Genomic DNA, 24,588 nt, shown 5'->3' with positions numbered 1-24,588 from the left:
CATGTCGACCGTCCCGTTCCGGCGCCAGGAACGCGTCAACCTGTCGACCGCCGAGGTGCTGATCGTCGGCGGCGACGCTGATGGCCTGGAAATCCTGGCCCAGATGTTCGCCGGCTTCGGCGTGCACACCCCACGGCGTTGCGCCGCGGGGGCCGAGGCCATGACCGTCGTCGGCGAGCGGGACCTGAACCTCGTGGTGGTCGACAGCCAGTTGGCCGACACCGACGGCTACGACTTCATCAGCTGGTTGCGCCGTTGCGGTTCACCCAACGCCTGGGCGCCGGCGATCCTGGTGACGGGCCATACGACATCGTCGCAGATCTTCCGGGGCCGCGACGCCGGGGCGAGCTTTGTGGTGCGCAAGCCCGTGCTGCCCCTGGTCATGATGCAGCGCATCATCTGGCTGCTCAGCGATCCCCGCGCGTTCGTGACCTCGCCCGGCTACTGCGGCCCCGACCGCCGGGTCCGTTCGATCGGCCCGCCGGTGGGCATGAAAGGCCGCCGCCACGACGACCTCTCCGTGGAAGTCGGTGAGGCCAAGACCCCCAACCTCGAACAGGACGAAATCGACGCCCTGTTCCAACCGAAAGCCATTTCGCGATGAGCGTTGCTCGCATTTTCAAGGTGGAGAACCGCCTGGCGAAGGTCGCCCGTTCGCCGGGCGGCAAGACCGTCGAAGAGGCGGTGCGCGGCGCTGAGCAGCGGATTGAGTCGGTGCGTGAGCAGTGCATCGCGGCCCTGGCCACCAAGGCCGACCAGCTCGCCGTGCTTTCGGCGGGCGACCGCGGCGCGGGCGCACAGGACACGATGAAGGGCCTCTACAACATCAGCAACGCCATCTTCGGCGTGGCGTGTGTCTATGAGCTGGATGCGCTGGCGGAGGCGGCCTGCAGCCTGTGCGATCTGCTGCACGGCTTCCGCAATGGCGAGACGATCAACTGGTCGGCCGTCGACGTGCATGTGGATGGCATCCGCCTGCTCGCAACCGGGCGGTCGGAAGGCGCGCTGTCGGTGCTGGCGGGACTGCGCAAGGTGCGCGCGCGGTTCGTGTCCGCGCAGTCGTAGCTGCTCAGGCGACGCGGGCGGCGCGGACCGGCAGGGCCTCGGCGGCGTCGACCAGGGCGCGCTCCAGGGCTCGCGCGATCCTCGCCTCGACCGGAGCGTGCTGCAGGCGCCGGCGGATATCCTCGACGATATCGAGCGTCCGTTGTGGCGCGGCGCGCTCGACGGCGCGGGCGGCCTCCTCCTCGAGGGCGGCGTCGGCGGCGGTGTTGAGCATCGGCGAGAGCGCGGAGAGCGCCCGGAGCGTCGCGCGGCTCAACGCCAGCGAGGCCTGAAGATCGGCGTCCAGCGCACGCAGGACATCACGATCGGGTTCGGCCAGGGCCGGAATCTCACGCACGACGGTCGTCTCTCTGGGGGATGATCTGGCCTCAGGCTTAGCCGTGGCAGGTTAATCGAAGCTAAAAATGTGCATTTGCACATATTGCATAACGAAATTTCTCAGCTGCTCATTGTGGCGCCGCTCGAATTGGCCTTGAGTGCCCGGCCCATGACAGCCGCGCGCACGCTTCGTCCCCCCGCAAACTCCGTAGACCCCGATGGCGAGTTCCCGTTGGGGCCGCCGGAATACTTCTTCTACCTGCTGTTCCAGGCGGCGCGGCAGCGGGACCTCTTCTTCGACCGCGAGCTGGCGCCGGTGGGCCTCAATCTGGCGCAATGGCGCTCGTTGGCGATCATCCGGCGCCTGGAGTCCTGCACCATGACCGCGCTCGCTCGGTTCAGCACGATCGATAGGACGACGCTCACCCGCGCGGTCGACCAGCTGGTCACACGCGGGGTCGTCGAGCGCATCGTTCCCGACCGCGATCGGCGCCAGATCAATCTGCAGCTCACGACGCATGGCAAGACGGTCTACAGCCAGGCTGTCGAGATCCTTAAGGACCGCAATCGTCGCGTGCTGTCGGAGGTCGATCCCAAGCGCCTGCGCGAAGCGACCCGCGTCCTGCAGGAGGCGCTCCTGAAGCTGGCCGGCGAGGGCGAGCTCGCCATCGACCTGCTCAACTTCGGCGCCACTGCGCCGCCCGAGGAGGCGTAGTCCGCGCCGCTGGCGGCCGTCTTCCGACCGGGAATTCCCGGAAATTCCCACTTTTAACGATGAATTATCTGGAAGGGCGCAGCTTCCCTGCGAACCCACCTGGATATCCGCCGTGCTCAACAGCCCTGGTTGCCGCCCCTCGCCGAACGTCGTCCTGGCCCTCGCCGCAGTCGCCCCTGATGCCGCCGGCAAGCCGGCGGCGCAGTCCGCGCCGGGCTGTTGGGTCACGCCTTTGCGGATGCGCATCGCGCTCCTGGGGGAATCCGTCAAATGACCGCAGGCCTGTTTCCGGCCGTGCCTGTGGCGCCCAGCGACCCGTTCGAGCGCGCCATGGCCTGGCGCGCCTGCAACATGTGGACGCGCACATTCCAGGTCACGCTCGTGGCCGGTCTGTCCTGGCTCGGCGGCGAGCGCGAGTTCGTCGCGATCTGGGCCGCCACGACGCTGGTGTGCGGCCTGATCGACAGCCGTCTCAGCCAATGGCTGCTGCATCGGCCCCGCACCCGCGCGGGCGTCGTCCTGGTGGCTGCGAGCTATGTTCTCTCAGGCGCCAGCTTCGCCGCATCGGCGCTGATCCTGTCGCAGCCGCCGACCCCGATGCACCTCGCCGAGGCCGTGCTGGTGTTGTGCGCAACCAGCCTGAACAACGCGATGATGTGCTGCGGCTCGCGCCTGGCTACCATCGTCCTGGTGGCGCCGGCGTCGATCATGCTGATGGCCGGCCCGATCCTGGCGCGACAGGCCGGCTATCAGGTGACCACCCCCGACATCCTCTTGATGGCGACCGCCGCCGTGGTGTTCACCGTCTTCATCCTGCGCATGGCCAGCGCCTTCTATGCGCGAGGCCAGACGCTGAAGGCGGCGCTTGAGGGCCTGTCACATGCCGGCCAGACGGCCATGGAGGGCCGTCAGCGCTGGCGGATGATCTTCCACCACAGCCCGATGGCGCGGCTGTGCTTCGACGCCTCGGCCCTGTACCGGCTCCTGGACGCCAAGGGCAAGCTCGCGGGCGCACGCCTGGGCGACCGGTTGAAGGCCAGGGTTTCGTCGGTGGCCGAGGTCTTCGCCCATATCCGCATGCTGGAAGCCAATGAGGTCGCCACGGAGCTGTGCGGCGACCAGCTCGCGGGGTCGCACTTCACTGAGAGCTCGCTCGACGCCTTCTGCGCGGCGCTGAACGAGATCGACGAGGACGGCGTCATTCCGATTTTCACGGCGGAGATGATCTGCGCCGGCGGCGGGACGCTGGAGGTCGAGGTCCACTACCGCGTGGCCCCCGATCCGGGCGCGCCCTGGAGCCTGTGCTTGGCCACCTACGTCGACGTCACCGAGGCGCGGCGCGCGGCGCGCGAACAGCGCGAGGCGCTGCAGGCGGCGGAGGTGGCCAACCGCGCCAAGAGCGATTTCCTGACGCTGATCAGCCACGAGATCCGCACGCCCTTGAACGGCGTCCTCGGCATGGCCCAGGCCATGGCGCTCAATCCGCTGTCGAGGCTGCAGCGCCAGCGCTTGCGGGTGATCAGCGACAGCGGCTCGGCCTTGCTGGCGATCGTCGACGATCTGCTGGACCTGTCGAAGATCGAAGCGGGCGGCCTCGAAATCATCCGCGCCGACTGCGATGTGTCGGCCCTGGTGGAGAGTGTTCACGCGGCCTATTCGGCGGAAGCCGCTTCGCGCGGACTGGCCTTCGTGCTCGACCTCGATCCAGGGGCTTCTGGAGGCTACGAGGCCGACGCCGGGCGGCTGCGACAGATCCTCGGCAACCTGATCTCCAACGCCATCAAGTTCACCCATCAGGGCGAGGTGGCGGTGCGCCTGGGACGCACCGAGCGCGGCGTGCGCCTCGAGGTCAGCGACACCGGCATCGGGATTGCTCCGGACCGGATCGCGGCGCTGTTCGAGACCTTCGCGCTCGCCGACTCCTCGCCGACCCGGCGCTACGGCGGCGCGGGCCTGGGCCTGGCTATCTGCCGCCAGCTTGCCCAGGCCATGGGCGGCGACATCAGCGCCTGCAGCATGCCCGGCCGCGGCAGCGTCTTCATCGTGGACCTGCCCATGACCCGCAGCCACGCGCCGGCCGCGCGGTTCGGCGCGCCCGCGATCGCCGGCGGGCCGTTGCGGGTCCTGGCGGCGGAGGACAATCCGGTGAACCGCATGGTGCTGAAGGCGCTGCTGGCGCAGATCGATATCGAGCCGGCCTTCGTCGAGAACGGCCTCGAGGCGGTGGAGGCCTGGGAGACGGCCGACTGGGATGTGATCCTGATGGACGTCCAGATGCCGCAGATGGACGGCCCGACCGCCACGCGCCGCATCCGCACCCGCGAGGCGGAGCTCGGCCGGGCCCCGACGCCGATCATTGCCGTCACCGCCAACGCCATGATCCACCAGGTGGCCAGCTACCGCGCCGCCGGCATGACCGAGGTGGTCTCCAAGCCGATCAATGTGGAGGCGCTGTTCGCGGCGCTACTGAGCGCCGTCGCCGCGCAGCAGGCTCAGCCGCCGATCGCCGCCGCCGGCTGATCGCCGAACGCCGCCGCCAACTCGCGGGCCAGGTCGGCGCGCCGATAGGGCTTGCCCAGGAACCCGGACCGACCGTCCATGCGCAGGGCGCGGATCGACGGCTCGTCGGTGTGGCCGGAGGTGAACAGCACACGCAGATCCGGGTTCAGCCCTCGCACCCGGTCGGCCAGCTGGCGGCCGTTCATGCCGCCGGGCATGACGATGTCGGTCATCAAGAGGTCGATGTCCGAGCTGGCGTCCAGCCGGCGCAACGCGTCGTGGCCGTTGCGCTGGGCGGTGACCCGACATCCCAGCGAGGTCAGTTGGCGCTGCACCTGATCGCGGAGCAGGTCGTCGTCCTCGACCAGCAGGACGTGGCGCGGCGCGGCCGTCGCTGCGGCCGCCTCCGCCTCGGCAGGAGCCTGCGGGTCCGGGGCGGCGGTCTCGGGCAGATAGATGCGCACCCGCGCACCTCGGCCGGGCTCGGAGTCGATCTCCAGCCGCCCGCCCGACTGGCTGGCGAAGCCATGCACCATGCTTAGTCCCAGGCCCGAGCCCTCGCCCTCGGGCTTGGTGGTGAAGAAGGGCTCGAGCGCGCGGCAGCGGGTCTGGGCCGACATGCCCTCGCCGGTGTCCTCCACCGACAGCAAAATGTGGCTCCGCCCGTCGCCGTCGGCGGCCGCCTCGCGAGCCGCGCCGAGGGTGAGGCGCCCGCCCAGCGGCATGGCGTCGCGCGCGTTGATCGCCAGATTGAGCATCGCCGAGGTCAGCTGGGTGCGGTCGGCCAGGCAGAACAGCGGGGCATCGCCGGTCTTGAGGTCGATCTTCACCTGGCTGTCGATGGTGCGCTGCAGGATCGGCAGCAGGTCGTGCAGGAAGCTCGTACAGTCGATGGCGCGCGGGGCAAGCGGCTGGGTGCGCGCGAAGGCCAGCAGTCGGCTCACCAGCTCCGCTCCGCGCTCGGCCGCGTCCAGCGCCAGCCGCGCGAGCGCCCGAAGTTCCGGCGCCTGGTCCAGTCCGTCGGCCAGGCTCTCGGTCGAGCCGATGACTACGGTCAGCAGGTTGTTGAAGTCGTGGGCGATGCCGCCGGTCAGCCGCCCGATGGCTTCCATCTTCTGGGCCTGGCGCAGCTTCTCCTCGGCGGCCATGTGCTCGCGCATGTCGCGGCCGATGCTGATCACGGTGTCCTTGGACTCCGAGCGCACCGCCGACCACATCACCGGGATCACCGTGCCGTCCTTGTGCAGGTGGCGATTGACGAAGGGCGGGAGCGTGACGCCGCGGCCGATCTGGCGAGCCAGGTCGCCGCCTCTCTCCTGATCCTCCGGATGCAAGAAGTCCTGGTAGCAGCGCCCGATCATCTCCTCGGGCCGATAGCCCCAAAGCCGTTCGGCGTGCTGGTTCACCTGCTGGAAACGCCCGTCCATGCCGACGACGCAGATGATGTCGTGGGAGTTGTCGAAAATCGCCTGGGCGGCCTCCAGCGCGGTCTTCAGCTGCTCGCGGCTGGCGCGCAGTTCGTCGGCGGCAAGCTTCTCGACGGTCACCTCATGGCCCTGGCAGAAGACGCCATAGATGACGCCGTCGGCGTCGCGCAGCGGCTGCAGCACGAAGTCGCCGTAAGCCTCTTCGTCGGGACCGCCAGGATAGCGGGTGACCAGCAGTTTGGTGGCCCGCTGGATGTGCGGCTTCCCGGTCGCATAGACCTCGTCGAGCATCCGCCCGAAGCCGCGGGAATAGCCGCGGGGCATTCCGAGGCGCGCCGGCTGGCCGATGATCGAGGCCTTCAGGCCGGTGAACGCCAGGTGCGCCGGATTGGCCATCTGCACCACGTGCTCGGGTCCGGTGAAGACAATCATGCAGCCGGGCGCCTGGTCGAACAGCTCGCGGATACGCTGCACCTCGGCGTCGGGATGTCCGGGCGCGCGGGTGCGACCCGAGGGCGCAGGGGCGTCGATCTCTGGGGGAAGCGGCGGGATCATGTCGGAAAGGACTCTAGGTTGGGCTTGATTTTCGGGGACATTGGGCGGCTCATTTCGGGAGAAGCGTCGCCCAAGGGGGGGCCATGTCGCATCTTGCCCGCGCCGCCGGGTTGACCGGCTTTGTGGAAGTCGCCCTTTCGGTCGGGGTCGACCCCTATCGGATTGCGGCCGATGCGGGCGTGCCGGCCGCCGCATTCAGCGATCCCGACATGAAGGTGGCCTCGCGCGCCATCAGCCAGATGTACGACCTCGCCGCCGAACGCTCCGGCGCCAGCGACTTCGGCCTGCGGGTCGTCGAGACGCGCAAGCTCTCCAATCTTGGGCCGATCGCCCTGGTGATCCGTGAGCAGCCGACGGTGCGCAAGGCGCTGGCGCAGCTGGCCCGCTACATCTGGCTGCAGAACGACGCCTATTCCGTCGAGGTGGAGGAGACCGGCGACATTGCCGTGCTGCGGATGAATGCGCCGGCCTGGGTCAGCCGGCAGAGTGTGGAGATCAGCGTCGGCGTGGGGTTGCGGCTCCTGCGCGAACTGCTCGGCGAGGCCTGGCGGCCGCAGGAGATCTGCCTGGCGCACGCCGCGCCGCCCTATCTCAGCGCCTATCGCCGCGTCTACGGCATGGCGCCGCGTTTCAATCAGGATTTCAATGGCTTGGTCATCGCGCGCGCCGATCTCGACCGGCCGATCACCAATGCCGATCCGGCCCTGGCCCGGCAGATGGTCCGCTATATCGAGGAAATGGCCGCCAGCCGCAGCTCGAGCTTCGGCGACAAGGTGCGCGAGATCATCCTCATGCTCCTGCCCAACGGCGATTGCACGGTCGACCGCGTGGCTCAGCGGCTGGCCATGGACCGCCGCACCCTGCACCGCCGCCTCGCCGCCGAGGGAGAGACTTTCTCGGGCCTGCTCAACGCGGCGCGACGGGAGACCGCCGAGGCGCTGCTGACCCGTAGCGGCCGGTCGTTCCGGAACGTCGCTGAGCTGGCGGGCTTCTCCAGCCTCAGCGCTTTCGCCCATTGGTTCCGCCGCCAGTTCGGCTGCACGGCGAGCGACTACCGCGCCCGGGGCGCCGGCGGCCTCGCCACGGCGGCCGGCCACACGCCCTTGCCGGTCGGGTAGGCTCCGGGCCGGGCCGCCGGCGGGGTTCATGCCGCGCGCGAGGAAAGGACGTCGTCCGGATCGCGCATCACGTAGCCGCCGCCCCAGACCGTCTCGATGTGCTGGCGGTCGGACGCGGTCGCCAGCTTCTGGCGCAGCTTGCAGATGAAGACGTCAATGATCTTGCCGCCGGGCTCGTCCATGCCGCCGTAGAGGCTGGTGAGGAAGACATCCTTGTGCAGCGTCTTGCCGCGGCGAAGGGCCAGCAGTTCCAGGGTTTGATATTCCTTGCCGGTCAGGTGCACCCGAACCCCGTTCACATGCACGACCCGCGCGTCCAGGTTCAGGCTGACGTCGCCGACGGTGATGGTGGAGTCCGCATGGCCGCTGGACCGGCGGATGACGGCGCGGGCCCGGGCGGTGAGCTCGTCCTTGTGGAACGGTTTCACCAGGTAGTCGTCCGCCCCGCCGGCGAAGGCGCTGACCTTGACCGCCACGTCGCCCGACCCGGTCAGGATGATCACCGGCGTCTGGACCTTGGCCCTGCGCAGGGTGCGCAACACCTCCATGCCGCTCAGGTCCTGCAGATTCAGGTCGAGCAGGATCAGGTCGTAGGCATAGGCTTGCGCCAGGTCGAGGCCGTCCTCCCCGGAGCCGGCGATTTCCACATTGAACTTCACGGACGTGAGCATCAGCTCGACGCTTCGCGCCGCGTTCCGGTCGTCTTCAATCAGCAGTACGCGCATCCTGGTCTCCTTGATTTCTTCTGGGGTTGGGCAGGCGGAGGGGTCCGGCGCCGCGGGTTGCGACCGCCGGGAGTTCGGTTGAAGCGGATCGTCTATCGGTCGAGGGCGATCCTCGGGTTGGCGGAAAGGTCGATCTCCTCGCCAGGCGGCCCGGCCGGCGTGCGGTCGAGCACCACCCGGGCGGCGGTGATCAGCGAGGACATGCGGAAGGGCTTGGCCAGCACCTCGTCGGCGCCCAGCTCGTGGGCCCAGACCAGGAAGTTCTGGCTGCGCCCGTAGTGGCCGCCGCCCGAGATGGCGATGACCCGGGTGTCGGGCGCCACGCGGCGCGCCTCCATGATCGTGCCGATCCCCTCCATTTCCGGCATGACGATGTCGGTGACCATCAGGTCGGGCTTCAGGGTCTGCAGCATCTCGACGCCGACGCGCCCGTTCCGGGCGCAGTAGGTCTGGAAGCCCTCGCGGACGAAGGCCGCGGTGAGCAGCATCAGCAGGTCGGGATCGTCCTCGACGAGCAGCACCTTGCGCGCCCGCTCCTGGTCGCGCGGCGGCGCGTCCTCGCCGGGCGAGGTCAGCGCCGGCTCGCGACCGCTGTCGATTGAGGCGTCTTGGAGGGCCAGGCCGGCCAGCAGTCCCGCCGCACGATCGGCTGCCAGCATGCCCACCCGGGCCAGCTCGGCGTGCTGCGGCGCGCCTTTGAGGTTTTCCGCCAGGGACTCGCAGACCCCGATGATCACGGCCAACAGGTCATAGAGGTCGCGCGCGCCGCCGGCAGCCTGGGGGGCGACCGCCGGCAGCGGCGCCTTCGGGCTCTTCAGAGCCACGGAAGCTGTTGAAAAGGGGCCGGAAATTTGGTCGCGGAGAAATTCTGGGCGCATTGCGGGCGTCGATTTCAACTAGGGTTTCCGAGGACGAGCCACCCAGTGAAAGGACCTTGGCTCGAGAGCCGCTGGTTCGCTCCCGTGAGGGTGATTCGCGGCGGTTCCCCTACATGGTTAACGGCGGCGTAGGTTGTTCTTCGGGGACAGAAATTTGTTTATTGGGGACAGATATGTGCATTTGCACGGATATCGACGCCTTACTGTGTAAACCTATGCTCGCGGAACCTGGAAACGGCTCCGGCTACTCGATCAGCCGCCGTACGGCGGCGGCGAGAGTCTCCTGCGCACGCTTGGGCGAGAGGCCCTGTTCGCGGCGAAGGCGGGACCAGGCTTCGAAGCTGAGCAGCAGGTCGAGGGCCTCCAGCTTCAGCTGATCCCGGGCCACGGCGGCAGGAACCTGCTGCCTGAGGATCTCGCGCAATGCCTTCACCAGGCGGGCATGATCGACGTCCATATACCGCGATCGGCGCTGCAACAGGCTGCTGGCGCGCAGGAACGGTCCGACTTTCTCGAACGCCCAGGCGCGGCGTTCCACCAGTTCCACCACCCGTTCGCGCCAGGCCTCGCAGCGGAACGGCGCCTCGGCGGCGGCGTGCAGTTCGCCCATGATCACCACCGACATCTCGCGGAACAGGCTGTCCATGTCCTGGAAGTGGCGGAACACCGTCCGCAGGCCGACGTCGGCCCGCTGGGCGACCTGTTCTGCGCTGGGCGCGAGGTCGCCGGCGTGGATGATCTCCAGCATCGCGGCCACGATCTTGGCGCGGTTGTCCTGCCCGCGCCGACGGCGGCCGTCGCTTGAGGGGGTGACGGGCGCGGGCATGCGGCTCAAGCGAACAGTCCGGACAGGCCGGCCGGCGCCAGGGCGGCGTCGGCCTTGGCGCGTGCGGCGGGAGGAAGTCGTCCGTGCGCCTCGCGAAGCCAGCCTAGGCACTTGGCCTGATAGGGGAACGGCTGCTGGGTCCAGGCCTTGCCGTCCACCTCGGCGCTCACCTCATTGGCGCTGGCCGCCACGGCGCGCGCATTGGCCAGCATGACCGGCGGATAGACCTGGCCGATCTCGGCCAGGATGGCGGCGAAGGTCGGGGGCAGGGCGTCCGTCGGCAGCCAGTCGGCGTCGGCAGGTTCGAGGCCGGACAGGTCCTCCATCATGCCGGTCCAGGCCGTCACCCGGGGCGCGATCTCAAGCGCCAGCGCAGCCGGCGTCGGGTCGAACTCGGTGAGCTGGGTCAGCTGGCCGAAGACCGCGAAGTCGCAGGAGCCAGGGCGCTGGCCCATCAGGTAGGGATAGGCCCGCAGGTGGTCTTCGAAGGCGAGGAGGAAGCGGCGGTAGCTCGCCTCGATCACCGGGCCGGTGGTCTCGTTGGACCCGACATAGCGCAGCCGCCCGATCTGACGCTCGGCGAAGGCCGCGCCGGCCTGGGCCAGGGCCTCGTCCGGAATGGTGAAGCCGCGCCAGCAGGGTAGGATCTTCGCCGCCTTGGCGGTGTCTGCGGCATAGGCCCAGCGATAGTGGAACATGGCCTTGGTCAGCCATTCGTCGGCGTAGTCCTCGATCAGCTCGTTCAGGAACGCCAGCGCCGGATCGGCAGGGATCAGGCTGCGGCCCTCGTACTCGGCCTCGAAGCGGCGGATCAGCGGCGTGGAGTCGGTGACCGCCTGCACCTCGCCCGCCGCATCCGGCAGATAGAAGGTGGGCAACAGCTGCACCTTCGGCCGCGGCAGGTCCTTCATCAGCGGACTGTTGGGCAGGATGAAGCGATAGGTGATCCGGCGGAAGCGAAGCACCGCCAGCATCTTGCGGGTGTAGGGCGAACCGGGAGCTCCCGAGAGGGCGATGGGATCGGTCATGCGAAGCGCGCCTCAGGCTAACGGAACTGGTTCAGGCGGTCGGTGCGGCGGATCTCCGCCGATCCGGCCGGCAGGCTCAGGAAGTCGCCATCATGGCCCACGCGCACGGTCCCGTGGAAGATGTCTCGGCTCTTGCCGAGCCAGGGGCCTTCCAGCGCCCGGATCGGCAGCGGCGGGATGATGTGGGTGAACAGCAGGTAGCGCACTCCGGCGCGCTGGGCGATGCCCGCCGCGGCTTCCGGTGTGGTGTGGTAGCTCAGGATGTCACGGGTGATATGGGCCAGGTTGTCCTTGCCGCCGGCGATCGCGGCTTGGTGCTGGATGGCCACCAGATTGGGCGCCAGGCCCTCGTGGACCAGGACGTCGGCGCCCTTCGAGGTCGCCTCCAGCCGAGGAGAGGGGGCGGTGTCGCCGCTGACCACCACCGAACGGCCGCGATAGTCGAAGCGGTAGCCGACGGCGGGTTCGACCGGGCGGTGGTCCACAGGGAATGCGGTGACCCTCAGGCCGCCATTGTCGATCAGCACCAGATCGGGGCCATTGCGGTCCACAGCGAAGGGATGCGGCGTCCCGCCGAAGCCGGAAGGAGGGGCGACGGCGGGGCCGTGATGAGCGATGCGGTAGCCGCGGTCGAGGCTGTAGGCGGCTTCGAAGCCCACCACCACCTGGTCGACGCCTGTGGGACCGAAGACGGGCAGGGGCGCTGAATTGGCGCCGCCCGCCCAACGCTGCAGCATCAGCTCGCCCAGGCCATCGATGTGGTCGGAGTGGAAGTGGGTCAGGAACACCGCTTCCACCTTGGCTGGCGGCAGGTTCATCAACGCCAGGTTCTTCTGCGCCCCGGCCCCGACATCGACCACGAACAGCCGGTGTCCGGCCAGCACCGCCGTGCATGGGCCCGCTCGGGTGGGATCGGGCATCGGCGAGCCGGAACCGCAGAGGCCGACGTTCAGGCTGTCACCGAGACCCGCGTAGGGATCGTCGCCCATCGCGTGGGCGTAGAGCCGGCTCATCAGCGCCACGGCGATCTGACCGCGCAGCGAAATAGCCGCGGCGCCGACGATCAGGAACACGGCCAGCCCCGAGAGGCCAACGGCCTGCCATCGCTTCATCGGAGGCCCCCGTCGGCTTGACGTCGCAGTTATATAGTGACACTCAAATTGCCACTATATTCCGAGGTGCGAACCCGGAAGTCAATCGGGGGGACGACCGTTGGAAATCCTGAGGACGCCGGACGCGCGCTTCGAGGGGCTGGAGGACTGGCCCCATGCGCCGCACTACGCAACGGTGGCCGACGCCGACGGGACGCCGCTTCGCCTGCACTATGTGGACGAGGGGCCGCGTGACGGGCCGGTGGCGCTGCTGATGCACGGCGAGCCGTCCTGGGCCTACCTGTACCGGAAGATCATCGCGGACCTGGTGGCGAAAGGGTATCGCGCCATCGCCCCGGACCTGATCGGCTTTGGCCGCTCCGACAAGCCGGCTGCGCGCAGCGACTACACCTATGAGCGCCACGTCGTATGGATGAGCCAGTGGCTGCAGCAGCTGGAGCTCAGCGACATCACCCTCTTCTGCCAGGACTGGGGCGGACTGATCGGCCTTCGCCTGGTGGCGGCGTTTCCGGAGATGTTCGCCGGCGTGATCGTCGGCAACACCGGCCTGCCGACCGGCTCGGGCATGACCGAGGGCTTCAAGGCCTGGCGCGATTTCAGCCAATCGGTGCCGCAGTTCCCCGTGGGCTTCATCGTCAATGGCGGTGTGACGCGCGACCTGTCGCCGACCGAGGTCGCCGCCTACGACGCCCCGTTCCCCGACGAGAGCTACAAGGAAGGCGCGCGCCAGTTTCCGTTGCTGGTGCCGGTCACGCCCGAGCACGAGTCGGTCGCCGAGAACCAGGCCGCCTGGAAGGTGCTGGAGCGGTTCGACAAGCCGTTTCTCACCGCCTTCAGCGATGGCGATGCGGTGACCCGCGGCGGCGAGGCGGCGTTCCAGGCCCGGGTGCCTGGCGCCAGGGGCCAGCCGCACGTGATCCTGAACGGCGGCCACTTCCTGCAGGAGGACAGCCCCGCCGAGATCGCCGTCCTGATCGACGGGATGATCGCCGGCCGCATGAGGGAGACGGCCTGATGGAGGTGGTCAACCAGGTCCTGCCGACGCTGGAACGGGCCATGGAATTCTTCGGCGGCGCCGAGGACGGGCGCTTCGTGATGGTCAACCTGCTCAAGTTCAAGCCGTGGGCAGAATACGAAGACGGCTCGGACAGTCACCTCACCGGCGCCGAGGTCTATGCCCGATACGGCGAGGAGGTGCGCAAGCTGGTCGAAGGCCTGGGCGGCATGGTCCGCTATACCGGCGCCGTCACCGGCCTGATGATCGGCGAAGTCGAGGAGCTCTGGGACATGGTGGCCCTCGCGGAATATCCTTCCCTGGAGGCTTTCCGGACCATGGCCATGTCGCCGGCGATGCATGCGATCGAGCATCACCGAAAGGCCGGTCTGGCCGGTCAGCTCAACATCCGCACAAAGCCGCGCGACGAGGGCTAGAGGGGCTTCCGGGGCTTCCGGGGCTTCCGGGGCTTGAGCGACAGCGCCAGGAAGATCGCGGCCAGCACGACGGTGACAGGGCTTGCATAGTGCTCCGGCGGATGGTGGCCATTGGCCGGGGCTTTGAGGATCCAGCCCTGCAGGCTCATCAGGCCGCGCTCGACGATCACCAGGGCCAGGAACAGCGGCGTAAGCGGCTGGTAGCGCCAGACCGCCGCGGCCATGGCCAGCCCCAGCGCCAGCTGGGTCGCGCCCTCCCAGGCGAAGACGCCGATCACAAGGCTTCGCTGCGCGCCGAGGTCGAGGCCAGCGATACCCTCCGCGCCGCCGCTCGGCGCGAAGCTGTGGATCAGCGCCGGACCCAGGGTCAGCAGGGTCGCCAGGCCCAGGAACCAGACCGACGACCGAGCGCCTGTGTAGAGGGCGTTGGTCGAGGGCGGGAGGAAGCTCATCGCGGCGTCCCTTCGGTCAGTTGTCCCACAGGATATATTCGTCGCCCTTGCGCTGCGGCTGGCCGCTGGGATGGTCGATGAACACCGGGCCTTGCAGCAGGGACGGCCATATGGGCCTGACGCTCTGGGCGTCCTGGGCGGCGATGAGGGCCAGCATGGTCTTGGTCCGCGCCGGCTGGGCCTGCGACAGCTCGTGCTGCTCGGTCGGGTCGTTGGCCATGTCGTAGAGCCACACCTTGTGCTGGGCCTCGCTGGACTGGAGCTTCCAGTCGCCGTCCAGCACAACCTTGTACTGGCCTGAACGCCAGAACAGGGTCTGGTGCGGCCGCCCCTTCGCCTTGCCCTGGATGAAGGGCATCAGGTCGACGCCGTCGATGACCCGGTCCTTCGGGATCTGCGCGCCGGCCGCCGCCGCCGCGGTCGAGAATATGTCGATGTGGCCGACGGGATAGCTGTAGCGGGAATTGGCGGCGATCACGCCCGGCCAACGCATGAAGAAGGGCGCGTGGATGCCGCCCTCGAAGAAGGTCGACTTCCAGCCGCGATAAGGCTTGTTGATCTCCGGCAGGCCGATGTAGCCGGCGCCGCCGTTGTCGCTGGTGAAAATCACGAGGGTGTTCTGGTCGAGGCCGTCGGCCTTCAACTCCGCCAGGATCCTGCCGACGTTGCGGTCGAGGCTGCGCACCATGGCGCCATAGACCCTGAGGCGGTGATCCTTGATCTGCGGCAGGGCGTCGTAGTCGGCCTTGGTCGCCTGCAGCGGCGTATGGATCGCGTTCGGCGCGAAGTACATGAAGAAGGGACGGTTGCGATTGGCCCGGATCGCCTTCACCGCCTCGTCGGTGAGGTAGTCGGTCATGTAGCCCTTGGGCTGGAACATCGGCGAACCGTTGAACTGCACGGCGTAGGGCAGGTTCGGCCACAGGAATTTGTCGATCGGGTCCCAGGGCTGCTTGGAGTTGACCACGCCCGGATCGTGCTCGGGCAGGTACATCGACGCGCCGGGGATGAAGCCCAGGCTCTCGTCGAAGCCCTGGTCCTCGGGCCGCGAACCCTTGACGCCGCCCAGATGCCACTTGCCGAAATGCAGGGTGTGGTAGCCCTGGGTCTTCATCATCTCGGCGATGGTGATCTCGCTGCCAGGCACCGCCAGCATGTTCACCGCAGAGGGCGAGGCGCTGGTCGATCCGCGCGGCATCTGGGCCAGGCGGTCCTTGTAGAATTTCGGCAGCACGAAATCCTCGTCCTCATGCTCGGTGCCGACCATCTTCTCGAAAGCGACCGGCGCGGGCGTGAACTCGAAGCCGAAGCGGGTCGGATAGCGGCCGGTCATGATCGCGGCGCGCGAAGGCGCGCAGGTGGCGTTGCCGCAATAGCCGTTCAGGAAGTCGACGCCGTCGTGGCCAATGGAATCGATGTTGGGCGTCGGCACAGCGCCGCGGGCCACGCCGCCGCCATTGAAGGTGATGTCGTTGAAGCCCATGTCGTCAGCCAGGATGAACAGCACGTTCGGCGGCCGCCTGCCCGGCGGCGCGTTTGGCGGCCCCTCGTTCCAGGTCACAGCATGGTTGGGCTCGACATGCGGCAGGCGCGCGTGGGCGACGACGGCGAGGATGGTGGTGCGGTTCACATAGGCGAGCCCGAGTGCGGCCACCACGGCCAGCAGAAAGGCCACGACCCAGGTCCACAGCTTCATGGTCGTCTCCCCGCATGCGCCTCGCCGGGCGCTCTCTGATAGCGATGTTATATAGTGGCACTCATAATGTCGATAGATGCCTCGTCGGCGCCTGCGTGTCCCATTGCGCAGGCGGGTGGGCCGGCGATACGGTTCGAACGGGAGGCGCAACTAGAATGCCGACAGACCGATCGCAGGGGACATGGGACGCCGCCCGGTCCTGGCTGTTGGCGGCGGCGCTCTGTCTGACGTGGGGGCAGCGCGCCATCGCAGCGGCTCCGACAAAGCCCGGCGCAGGCGACGCTCCATCGGTTTCGGAGCTCATCGTGACCGCGTCGAGGACGGTCTCGGAACTCACCGTCTCGGCGAAGATGAAATGCCTGGAGCCTGACCGAATGGGCGGACACTTGGAGCGCCCGAGGATCGTCAGCACCTTCCCCGCCAAGGGCTCGGTCGTCCGGCCAGGGTTGCTCGTCATCCGCGTGACCTTCAACCAGGCAATGGCCTGCGACGGATTGCTGACCGCGGCGCCACCGCTTGAAAATCCCTGTCCTGGCGCTGTGCAGGAGATGCTGCTGAGCTACGATCGCAAGACCGTCAGGACGGTCTGCCTCGTCTCGCCCGGCGTCGAATACGGCGTGTGGTTCAGTCAGGATCCGACCCAGAAGAGCTTCGTGAGCCTGGCCGGTCTGCCTTCAGAGGCCTATCGGCTGAACTTCTCGACCTCAACCGGCCCGGCGATTACCTCTGTCTGTGAAGCGATGGCCGCGGACGAAGACACCGCACGCCAGATTCGCCAGCGTCGGCCGCTTGATTGTTCGAGCGGGCCTACGACGGCGGGCGGCTAGGCCGCGGACTTAGAGGAGAGCGTCGAATGAAGTGGGGACCCGCCGAGGTTCAGCTACCCTGCGCGGACCTTAGCCCCACCCTGGCCTTCTTCACCGACGAGTTGGGCTTTCGGGTGGAGACTATCTTCCCGGCCGACGATCCGAAGGTGGCCGTGATCTCCGGCCATGGCCTGAGGTTGCGGCTGGCGCCGGGCAATGGCGATCCCGGCGCGATCCGGCTGGCGGCGCAGCCGCGGCCCGATCCGTCCGTCCTGACCGCGCCCAACGGCACCCGGATCGAGTTCGTGGATGCGGACCCTCCGGTGGAGATCCCGCCGCTCAAGACCGAGTTCGTGCTGACCCGTCAGGCCGACAGCCCGGAGGCGGGCGCGGGACGCGCCGGCATGCTCTACCGCGACCTGATCCCCGGTCGCCTGGGCGGACGGTTCATCGCCTCGCACATCGCCATCCCCGACGGTGGGCCGGTGGCCGACTGGGTGCATTTCCACAAGGTCCGCTTCCAGATGATCTTTTGCCGGCGCGGCTGGGCCAGGCTGGTCTACGAGGACCAGGGCCCGCCGTTCCTGATGCAGGCCGGCGACTGTGTGCTGCAGCCGCCGTGCATCCGCCACCGGGTGCTGGAAAGTTCGCCGGGCTTCGAGGTGGTGGAGATCGGCTGTCCGGCCCTGCATGAGACGCTGGCCGACCACGGCATGGACCTGCCGACGGCGGCGCTACGGCCCGACCGGGACTTCGGCGGCCAGCGGTTTCTGCACAGCGTCGCGTCGGATACCCCCTGGACGCCGCTCGGCGCGACCGGCTTCGAGGCCCGCGAAAGCGGCATGGCTGACGCCACGCGGGGCCTGGCGGACGTCCGCGTGATCCGCCCGGCGTCGGCGCGCGGCTTCACCGCTCCGCCGCACGATGCGGAGTTCCTCTTCGGCTTCGTCCTGGAGGGCGCAGCGACGCTCGAGCACGGCGGCGTGCACGCGCTCGGCCCCGCCGACGCCTTCATCATTCCAGCTGGTGAGGCGTGGGGGCTCAGCGAGGCGTCGGATGATCTCCAGCTCTTGGAAGTGATGCTGCCGGCGGGCGTCTCCGCCAACTAGGGTGTGAACCGCCGCTTCTGCGGGCCGCCGGCGAGGGGCAGCTTGCTCTCGTCGATGATCTGCCCGCCCTTCATGACGAAGGCGATCTTCTTGACGTTCTCGATATCGGCGCTCGGGTCAGCGTTGAGCAGGAGCAGGTCGGCGAGCTTGCCGGGCTCGACGGAGCCTAGCTGATCGGCCTTGCCCAGCAACACCGCGCCGTTGTGGGTGGCGATGGTGAGCACGTCGAAGGGCTTGAGGCCGGCCTGGACCAGCAGCTCCAGCTCGCGCTGCGAGGCCGGACCGCTCGACTGGTCGGTGCCCAGGGCCACGACGCCGCCGGCCGCCCAGACCTTGCGGATGTTCTCCTCGGCCACCGGGGTCATCAGCTTCATCCAGGCGGTCCACATGCGGGCCTGATATTCGGCGCGGGTCTTGGTCTTCAGGGTCTGGCGGTCGGCCGGGCTGAAGGTCGCCGCATAGAGCGGCTGGTCGAGGTATTCGGGGTGCTCGGCCAGGCGGCTGTAGTTCTCGCCGATGGTCAGCGTCGATGCGAAGGGGATTTTCTTGGCGCCCATCAGCTTGACGAAGCTGTCGCTGACCGGGCCCTGGATCACCGGGTGGGCCAGGCTGTCGGTCCCGGCGAAGATCGCCTCTTCGGCGCGCAGTTCCGACGACACGTGGATCGTCGTGCGGATGCCATGGAGGTTGTAGTAGCGGATGATGTCCCGGAGCAGCGGCTCGGGCATCAGGGTGATCATCGGCCGCGCGCCCCAGCCCTCTTCCTCGAGGGTCAGTTTCACGACGTCCGGCTGTTGCTCGGCGATGTGCTTGTCGAGCTTGTCCTTGTCCTTCTCGAAATCCTGGATGTTCACGGCCATGCCCGTGCCGTGGCTGCCCGGATAGGTGATCAGGTTGCCGGTGGCGAAGATGCGCGGCGAAGCGATCTTGCCGGCCCGCTCGGCGGCGCGCAGCGGCAGGATGATGTCGGTCTGGTTGCCGGCGTCATAGACGGTGGTGACGCCGGAATAGAGGAATCCCGCGAGCGTCTGGGTGCGGCTTTCCACGGTGTCGGTCTTCTGGTCGACGCCGCCATGCAGGTGGATGTGGACGTCCATCAGGCCCGGCATCAGAAATTTGCCGCGGCCGTCGACGACCTTGCCCTTGGGCGCCTTGGCGAGGGCGCTGGGGGTGACGGCGGTGATCTTGTCGCCGTCGACGGTCACCGTCATGTCTGGCTGCGGCGCGTGGCCGGTCCCGTCGATCAGGGTGACATGCTCGATGGCCCAGGCCTCGGCCCGCGCGCTCAACGGCGCGATCGTCAGGCCGAAAGCGCAGGCCGCCAGAAGCGCTGCTCGTCTCATGTGTAAATCCCCGAAACCAAAGACCGCGATCTGCGGCCATCCCCGGGTGGCACCTTATCCGTCTGCGGACGTCAGGCCAGCAGTTCCCGGTTGGCCGCCAGGGCTTCGATCAGGGCGCCCACATCGGAGGCGTCGTTGTAGGCGTGGAACATCGTGCGCACGTTGCCGTCGCGCCAGGAGGCGATGACGCCTCGCTCGGCCAGACGGTCGGTGAGCGCCGCGGCGTCGGTGGCGCGGATCGCCACCTGCGGCCCGCGCCGGGCGTCGTCGCGCGGCGTGGCGAGCCTGCAGCCGGCCTCGGCCAGCCGGTCCATCGCCTCGCCGGTGATCTCGCGGATGCGGGCTTCGATGGCCGCAACGCCGCGTTCGCGGATCAAGCCTATGCCGGCCTCGGCGGCGTAGGCGTTCATCACCGGCGGCGTGCCCGCCTGGAAGCGCGCGGCGCTCGGCGCCGGATCGTTGGCGAAGATGTCCATGGCGTTGGTGTCGGCCTGGGCGAACCAGCCGCCGACGGTTGGGACTAACTCGGCGATGCGCGCGCGATCCACATAGAGGAAGCCGATCCCCGCAGCCCCCAGCAGGTACTTGAGCATCCCGCCGACCGCGAAATCAACGCCCAGCGCCTTCACGTCGATGTCGACCGCGCCCACCGACTGGAAGCAGTCCAGCAGCACAAGCGCGCCATGCCGGCGGGCGATCTCGACCACGCCGGCCACGTCCAGCCGCTGGCCATTGCGGTAGCAGACGTGGGTGACCTGGACGAGCCTCGTGCGCTCATCGATGGCGCGTTCGAAATGCTCGAGCGGAACGCCGCCATCGGGGCCTTCGGGCACATGCTCGACGACGGCGCCGCGGCGTTCCTGGGCGTGCCAGATCTGGGCGCCAGTGGGGAACTCGAAGTTGGACACCACCACCTTGTTGCGAGGCCCTGAGAAATCCACCGCGCTGGCGAGCGCGTTGATCCCGGCGGACGCAGAGGCGGTCACGGCGATCTCGTCGGAGCCGGCGTTCAGCAGGGCCGCCATGCCGTCGCGCACGGCGTCGGCCTTGGCTGTCCAGCCACCCCAGTCGGCGCCCTTCTCCAGCCGGTCGTCCATATATTGCCGGATCGCCGCCTCGACCGGCGCGCCCAACAGGCCGTAGGAGCCGCTGGCCAGATAGGCCTTCGTCCCGAGGGTCGGGAAGAGCGCGCGGAAGGCCGTCCAGTCGGCGCTCACGCCCCGGCGCCCGCTCTTGTGCGCGTGTGGAATCCTGCGTTCATGAGGTGGGGTGTTTCCGGGGGCTTAGGCGTTGGACGACGAAGACGCGATCATCGAGCGCGAGGCCGGGCTGAGCAAGGGCCTGACTCGCGCCCAGATCACCATGATCGGACTGGGCGGCGCGATCGGTACGGGCCTCTTCATGGGCTCCGGCATCGCCATCGGCTACGCCGGACCGGCGGTGATCGTCAGCTACGCCATCGCCGCCTTCATCGCCGTGGTCATCGTGCTCAGCCTCTCGGAGATGGCGGTGATGCATCCGGCGGCCGGCTCTTTCGGGGTCTATGCCGAGACCTATCTCAGTCCCTGGATCGGCTTCCTGGTCCGCTACACCTACTGGTTCGCCCAGGTGATCGCCATCGGCGGCGAGGCCGTAGCGGCCGGAACCTACATGGCCTTCTGGCTTCCTGGGATTCCGGTCTGGGTCTGGGCGATCGCATTCGCCATCGGCATCGTCTTCATCAATTCCCGCTCGGTGAAGAATTTCGGGACCTTCGAGTACTGGTTCGCGACCATCAAGGTCACCGCCATCCTGCTGTTCATCGTCATGGGCGGCGCAGCGATCCTGGGCGCCGGCCAACCGGCGGTGGGTTTCCACAACCTGACCGGCCTGCCGGGCGGCTTCGCGCCGCACGGGCTGAGGGGGATCTGGATGGGGGTGATCATGGGGATCTTCTCCTTCACCGGCATCGAGCTGATCGCGGTGACGTCCGCCGAGACGCCGGACCCGAAGGCGGCGATTCCGGCGGCGCTGCGCTCCATGGCGCTGAGGCTCGGCCTCTTCTACCTGCTGGCGCTCACCATCGTGGTCAGCTTCATCCCCTGGACCGAGACCGGCGCGAAGATCGTCGGGCAGAGCCCCTTCGTGAAGGTCTTCGCCCACACCGGCGTGCCCTACGCCGCGGCGGTGATGAACTTCGTGGTGCTGACCGCGGCGCTCTCCAGCATGAACGCCAACACCTATCTGGCGGGCCGGATGCTGTTCTCGCTGTCGCGCGGCGACTATGCGCCGAGGCGCCTGGGAGTCCTCAGCACGGCCGGCGCGCCGACCGCGGCGATCGCGGTCTCTGGCGTGGCGATCCTGGCGGCCGCCGCGCTCTCCAAGTTCACGCCTCTGGCCTATAATGATCTCTTTGGCGTCGCGACCTTCGGGGCGATCTTCACCTGGATGACGATCCTGGTGAGCCACCTGGCGTTCCGCCGCCGTCACAAGCCGGAGGAGCTGCCGGTGCGCATGCCGTTCTTCCCGGTGATGCAGATCGCGGGCCTGATCCTGCTGGCGGGCATCCTGGTCACCATGGGACTCGACACCGAGTTCTGGAACATTTCGTGGATCGTCGGCGTGCCCTGGCTGATCCTGCTCTCGGTGGCCTACTTCCTCCTGCGGCGAGGCCACCGCAGCGCCGCGGCATGAGGCGTCCATGGAGAACGACCACGTCCAGTCGCTGACCCGGGGCCTGGCGGTCCTCGAGGCGATGAACCGCAGCCGGGTGAGCTCCTTGTCGGCGCTGCACACGCTCACGGGCCTGCCGAAGTCCTCGCTGGTGCGGCTGCTGGAGACGCTGATCGAGGGCGGCTACGTCGTGCGCATTTCGCGGCGCGAAGGCTATGCCCTGACCGACGCGGTGCTGCGCTTGTCGTCGGGCGTGCGCCACCGCGACCTGGTGGTCGACGTCGCACGGCCGCTGATGGAGGCCTTCACGCGCCGCCACAAATGGCAGGTGTCATTGGCCACCAGCGAGACCGACAGCATGCTGGTCCGCTTCACGACGCGGCACATCAGTCCCTTTTCACGGGATGAGAACTTCCTCAATCGCCGGGTCGGCATGCTGCGCAGCGCAGTGGGGCGCGCCTATTTCGCCTGGTGCTCGCAGGAGGAGCGGGAGTTTGTGCTGAATGTCCTGATGGCCGCCGGCGACGCCTTGGCTCAGCCCGACCGGGCCGAGGAACTTGCGGCGCTGTTGGCCCAGGTGCGCAGCGACGGCTACGCCACCATCGAGCGTCCCCGGACCGACGCGACGCGCAGCTTCGCGGTGCCAGTGATGGAGCCGGGCGAGGGCGAGCCGCTGGGCGCGCTGGCCTTCTTCTATTACCGCTCGACCATGACCGAGCCGCAAGCCACGCGCCGGTACCTGGCGCTTGTCACGACGCTGGCCGCAGACATTTCCGCCGGCCTCGAACAGGCCCGCGCGCGTGTCGAGCCCGCGGCGTCTTAGGCCAGGCGCGCGCGCAGCCAGACGGGATCGGTCTGCTTCGAGCCCTCGGCCTGACTGGCCAGCGAGGCCTGAGCGGCGCGGTCGGACTTCAGCACGCTGTCCCAGAATTCCAGCTGGTACTTGCGCAGTTGCGCCCCACGCGCGCCCATCTCCGGATCGCCCGGCGCGGGGTCGAAGTCGGTGTGGCGGAAGCCGTCGACGACAATGGCGTATTTCCGGCCTGGCGGGCTCAGGTCATAGGGCTTCAGCCGCCAGGGCGGAGTCTCGCCGGCGGCGCCGAAATCCCGGGTGCCGGTGGTGGCCATGAAGGGCTTCGCGATGGTCTTGAAGCTGTCGTCGGTCAGCCACATCCGGCCGGGTCCCTGACCGCTCATTGACAGGAAGCCGGCGAAGCCTGTGGGCACGGCCGCTGCGGCTGGCGGCATTAGCGCCGAGCCCGCGATCACCAGGGTCGTATAGGCGCCGAACGAATGGCCGCTCATCCCGATCCGCGAGGTGTCCGCCCGCTCCAGAACGGCCGGGGCGAGGCCCGCTTTGGGTGTCTTCAGCGCGTGCATCAGATAGCTCACGTCGCGCAGGCGGTTGTTGATGAAGAAGGGGTCATCCAGCACCTTCACGAAGGCTCGCGCCAGCGCCGGATCGGCGCCGCCCTCGCCGCCGCGCGCAGCGCGAAAGCGGCGCATGACGTCGGCGTCAGTGGCCGGGACCGTCGGGTCCATCATCGCCAGAGAGTCGGCATGGGTAGGGTGCAGAACCACGTAGCCATGGCTCGCCCACACCTTCCCCGTATTGCCGAAGATCACCAGCGAGCCGCCGAAGCCGTGGCTGAAGATGATCACCGGATAGCGGCCGGGCTTGGCTGGGTAATAGGCGCGGGTGGCGATGGTGCGGCCCTGGTCCGGATCGACCAGGTCCATGCGCTCGACGGTGGCCACCTCGAAGGGTCCGGCTTCGGGGCCGGGCGCGTCCGCGATGGCGCGGGACGCCGCGGCGGCCAGCGGTAGGGCGAGGCCCGGGGCCAGCAGGTCGCGGCGGGCGAGTTCTCGGTGGTCCATATGGGTCCCTCCTAGGCCAGGCCGTAGGGCTGCTGTTCGGGCTTCCAGTCGTTGATCATGCCGACCATCGGGTGGCCGCCGACGTCGGCGCGGACCACGCGGCCGTACCATTTTCGTCCGTAAATCGGCACTTCATAGCGCTGCAGGGTCTCGGCCGAGCCTTCGATGCGCCGCCCATCCTTGAGGATCGCCACGAAGCGCCGCGTGGGCGCCCACGTCTCGATCTTGAAGGTCTCGATGGGCGTATCCTGGCCGTCCGCGTCCAGGTCGCCATAGCCGCGCGCAGGGCTCAGGAGGCCGATGAGGCCGGCGTTGGCGCTCCACAGCATCGCGTAGGTGAAGGGCGCGGTGAAGCGGGGCGCGGTCTGGGTCTGCTCATGAGCCTTGCCGACGCCGGAGAGCCGCACGGTCTTGCCGCCGGCGGTGACCGTGGCCTCGACCCGCCCGGTGCGCTCGAAGCGGCCATTGGGCGAGCCGGCGCGCAAGGGGCCAGGATGGAAGACACCCTCCACGGTGACAGGGCTGTCACCCGGGCCGTCTGTCCCGCTGGTCCCGCGATGCGCCTTGACCTGGGCGCTGAACGACATGGCCTTCATCTCTTGGGAGATCCCCAGGCGCGAGATGCTGATCTTCAGGCCGGGGCTCGGATAGGTGACGTCTGGCTGTTCGGCGGTGATGTGCTGGGCTGAGCAGGGCGCTCGGCTGTCGGTGAACGCGTAGAGTTCGCCGTCGACCAGGAGATGCAGCCAGACCCACGTCGCGTCGGCGTCCGGATAGCGCGAGATGCGTAAGGACAGGCCGTTCTTCAGCTCCGGATCGAAGTAGAGCACCATCGCCGACTCGCTCCAGGTCGGGGCGCCTTCGATCACTCCACGCTTGCCGGCCGCGAAGGCTGGCGCAGCGCCGAGCCCGATCAGGCCCGCCGTCACGATCCGTCTGTCGATCATCTTTTCCT

Annotated in this window: 24 protein-coding genes; 11 read left to right on the top strand and 13 right to left on the bottom strand. The window is 68.4% G+C overall.

Annotation, left to right across the window (positions count from 1 at the left end):
• Position 1: 1 nt before the first annotated feature.
• Both E8A12_RS11420 and E8A12_RS11415 read left to right on the top strand, forming a co-directional pair.
• A complete protein-coding gene (locus tag E8A12_RS11420) occupies positions 2 to 604 on the top strand; it encodes a response regulator (RefSeq protein WP_293368741.1) in 603 nt (200 codons plus the stop codon).
• On the top strand, positions 601 to 1,065 hold the full coding sequence (locus E8A12_RS11415) for a hypothetical protein (RefSeq protein ID WP_293368739.1): 465 nt from the start codon (positions 601 to 603) through the stop codon (positions 1,063 to 1,065). Before E8A12_RS11420 ends, E8A12_RS11415 begins: the two co-directional genes overlap by 4 nt.
• 4 nt (positions 1,066 to 1,069) lie before the next feature.
• Here the strand turns inward: E8A12_RS11415 and E8A12_RS11410 are convergent, their stop codons facing one another.
• The gene (locus E8A12_RS11410) at positions 1,070 to 1,402 is read right to left on the bottom strand and encodes a hypothetical protein (RefSeq protein WP_293368737.1); all 333 of its coding nucleotides are present in this window, start codon (positions 1,400 to 1,402) and stop codon (positions 1,070 to 1,072) included.
• Between the two features lie 150 nt (positions 1,403 to 1,552).
• Here E8A12_RS11410 and E8A12_RS11405 point away from each other — a divergent pair, with 150 nt between their 5' ends.
• Together E8A12_RS11405 and E8A12_RS11400 are read left to right on the top strand one after the other, a co-directional pair.
• Positions 1,553 to 2,098 (top strand): MarR family transcriptional regulator, encoded by a 546-nt coding sequence (locus E8A12_RS11405; protein WP_293368735.1) that lies wholly within the window; start codon positions 1,553 to 1,555, stop codon positions 2,096 to 2,098.
• 270 nt (positions 2,099 to 2,368) lie between these two features.
• A complete protein-coding gene (locus E8A12_RS11400) occupies positions 2,369 to 4,618 on the top strand; it encodes an ATP-binding protein (RefSeq protein WP_293368733.1) in 2,250 nt (749 codons plus the stop codon).
• Here E8A12_RS11400 and E8A12_RS11395 read toward each other — a convergent pair.
• Complete coding sequence (locus E8A12_RS11395; protein ID WP_293368731.1) at positions 4,591 to 6,579, bottom strand: PAS domain-containing sensor histidine kinase; 1,989 nt, start codon at positions 6,577 to 6,579, stop codon at positions 4,591 to 4,593. The genes E8A12_RS11400 and E8A12_RS11395 overlap by 28 nt on opposite strands.
• Before the next feature lie 83 nt (positions 6,580 to 6,662).
• Here E8A12_RS11395 and E8A12_RS11390 point away from each other — a divergent pair, with 83 nt between their 5' ends.
• On the top strand, positions 6,663 to 7,697 hold the full coding sequence (locus E8A12_RS11390; RefSeq protein WP_293368729.1) for an AraC family transcriptional regulator: 1,035 nt from the start codon (positions 6,663 to 6,665) through the stop codon (positions 7,695 to 7,697).
• A 26-nt stretch (positions 7,698 to 7,723) separates the two neighbouring features.
• On the opposite strand, the gene E8A12_RS11385 is transcribed toward E8A12_RS11390, so the two are convergent.
• The 5 genes from E8A12_RS11385 to E8A12_RS11365 form a co-directional block, all read right to left on the bottom strand.
• A complete protein-coding gene (locus tag E8A12_RS11385; RefSeq protein WP_293368727.1) occupies positions 7,724 to 8,422 on the bottom strand; it encodes a response regulator transcription factor in 699 nt (232 codons plus the stop codon).
• A gap of 92 nt (positions 8,423 to 8,514) precedes the next feature.
• Positions 8,515 to 9,246, bottom strand: a complete 732-nt coding sequence (locus E8A12_RS11380) for a response regulator (RefSeq protein ID WP_293368725.1) — start codon at positions 9,244 to 9,246, stop codon at positions 8,515 to 8,517.
• A gap of 298 nt (positions 9,247 to 9,544) precedes the next feature.
• Positions 9,545 to 10,126 (bottom strand): TetR family transcriptional regulator, encoded by a 582-nt coding sequence (locus E8A12_RS11375; RefSeq protein ID WP_293368764.1) that lies wholly within the window; start codon positions 10,124 to 10,126, stop codon positions 9,545 to 9,547.
• A gap of 5 nt (positions 10,127 to 10,131) precedes the next feature.
• Entirely contained in the window at positions 10,132 to 11,154 is a 1,023-nt protein-coding gene (locus E8A12_RS11370; RefSeq protein WP_293368723.1) for a glutathione S-transferase N-terminal domain-containing protein, read from the bottom strand.
• 17 nt (positions 11,155 to 11,171) lie between these two features.
• Positions 11,172 to 12,266 (bottom strand): ribonuclease Z, encoded by a 1,095-nt coding sequence (locus E8A12_RS11365; protein WP_293368721.1) that lies wholly within the window; start codon positions 12,264 to 12,266, stop codon positions 11,172 to 11,174.
• Positions 12,267 to 12,366: 100 nt separating this feature from the next.
• Between E8A12_RS11365 and E8A12_RS11360 the strand changes: the two genes are divergently transcribed.
• Together E8A12_RS11360 and E8A12_RS11355 are read left to right on the top strand one after the other, a co-directional pair.
• Positions 12,367 to 13,281: a haloalkane dehalogenase gene (locus tag E8A12_RS11360; RefSeq protein WP_293368719.1), complete on the top strand. Its 915-nt coding sequence runs from the start codon at positions 12,367 to 12,369 to the stop codon at positions 13,279 to 13,281.
• The gene (locus E8A12_RS11355) at positions 13,281 to 13,697 is read left to right on the top strand and encodes a DUF1330 domain-containing protein (protein ID WP_293368717.1); all 417 of its coding nucleotides are present in this window, start codon (positions 13,281 to 13,283) and stop codon (positions 13,695 to 13,697) included. Before E8A12_RS11360 ends, E8A12_RS11355 begins: the two co-directional genes overlap by 1 nt.
• On the opposite strand, the gene E8A12_RS11350 is transcribed toward E8A12_RS11355, so the two are convergent.
• Both E8A12_RS11350 and E8A12_RS11345 read right to left on the bottom strand, forming a co-directional pair.
• Positions 13,694 to 14,149: a hypothetical protein gene (locus tag E8A12_RS11350; protein ID WP_293368715.1), complete on the bottom strand. Its 456-nt coding sequence runs from the start codon at positions 14,147 to 14,149 to the stop codon at positions 13,694 to 13,696. The two genes, E8A12_RS11355 and E8A12_RS11350, sit on opposite strands and share 4 nt — an antisense overlap.
• A 16-nt stretch (positions 14,150 to 14,165) precedes the next feature.
• Positions 14,166 to 15,845 carry a sulfatase-like hydrolase/transferase gene (locus tag E8A12_RS11345; protein WP_293368713.1) on the bottom strand — a complete coding sequence of 560 codons (1,680 nt, stop codon included), beginning with the start codon at positions 15,843 to 15,845 and terminating at the stop codon, positions 14,166 to 14,168.
• Positions 15,846 to 16,051: 206 nt separating this feature from the next.
• On the opposite strand from E8A12_RS11345, the gene E8A12_RS11340 reads away from it, so the two are divergent.
• A complete protein-coding gene (locus E8A12_RS11340) occupies positions 16,052 to 16,672 on the top strand; it encodes a hypothetical protein (protein WP_293368711.1) in 621 nt (206 codons plus the stop codon).
• A 26-nt stretch (positions 16,673 to 16,698) separates the two neighbouring features.
• Entirely contained in the window at positions 16,699 to 17,760 is a 1,062-nt protein-coding gene (locus E8A12_RS11335) for a hypothetical protein (protein ID WP_293368709.1), read from the top strand.
• Here the strand turns inward: E8A12_RS11335 and E8A12_RS11330 are convergent.
• Positions 17,757 to 19,103, bottom strand: coding sequence for an amidohydrolase family protein (locus E8A12_RS11330; RefSeq protein ID WP_293368707.1), 1,347 nt, complete (start codon positions 19,101 to 19,103; stop codon positions 17,757 to 17,759). The genes E8A12_RS11335 and E8A12_RS11330 overlap by 4 nt on opposite strands.
• A gap of 71 nt (positions 19,104 to 19,174) precedes the next feature.
• Positions 19,175 to 20,320, bottom strand: coding sequence for an aminotransferase class V-fold PLP-dependent enzyme (locus E8A12_RS11325; RefSeq protein ID WP_293368705.1), 1,146 nt, complete (start codon positions 20,318 to 20,320; stop codon positions 19,175 to 19,177).
• A gap of 73 nt (positions 20,321 to 20,393) precedes the next feature.
• Between E8A12_RS11325 and E8A12_RS11320 the strand changes: the two genes are divergently transcribed.
• On the top strand, positions 20,394 to 21,776 hold the full coding sequence (locus tag E8A12_RS11320; protein WP_293368703.1) for an amino acid permease: 1,383 nt from the start codon (positions 20,394 to 20,396) through the stop codon (positions 21,774 to 21,776).
• A 7-nt stretch (positions 21,777 to 21,783) separates the two neighbouring features.
• Positions 21,784 to 22,578: a helix-turn-helix domain-containing protein gene (locus E8A12_RS11315; RefSeq protein ID WP_293368701.1), complete on the top strand. Its 795-nt coding sequence runs from the start codon at positions 21,784 to 21,786 to the stop codon at positions 22,576 to 22,578.
• Here E8A12_RS11315 and E8A12_RS11310 read toward each other — a convergent pair.
• Together E8A12_RS11310 and E8A12_RS11305 are read right to left on the bottom strand one after the other, a co-directional pair.
• Complete coding sequence (locus E8A12_RS11310; protein ID WP_293368699.1) at positions 22,575 to 23,633, bottom strand: hypothetical protein; 1,059 nt, start codon at positions 23,631 to 23,633, stop codon at positions 22,575 to 22,577. The two genes, E8A12_RS11315 and E8A12_RS11310, sit on opposite strands and share 4 nt — an antisense overlap.
• Before the next feature lie 11 nt (positions 23,634 to 23,644).
• On the bottom strand, positions 23,645 to 24,580 hold the full coding sequence (locus tag E8A12_RS11305; RefSeq protein WP_293368697.1) for a hypothetical protein: 936 nt from the start codon (positions 24,578 to 24,580) through the stop codon (positions 23,645 to 23,647).
• Between the last annotated feature and the right edge of the window lie 8 nt (positions 24,581 to 24,588).

Origin of the sequence: Phenylobacterium sp., from assembly GCF_004799395.1 — a bacterium.
GTDB lineage: Bacteria > Pseudomonadota > Alphaproteobacteria > Caulobacterales > Caulobacteraceae > Phenylobacterium.
This window is presented reverse-complemented; position numbering and strand designations above follow the sequence as displayed.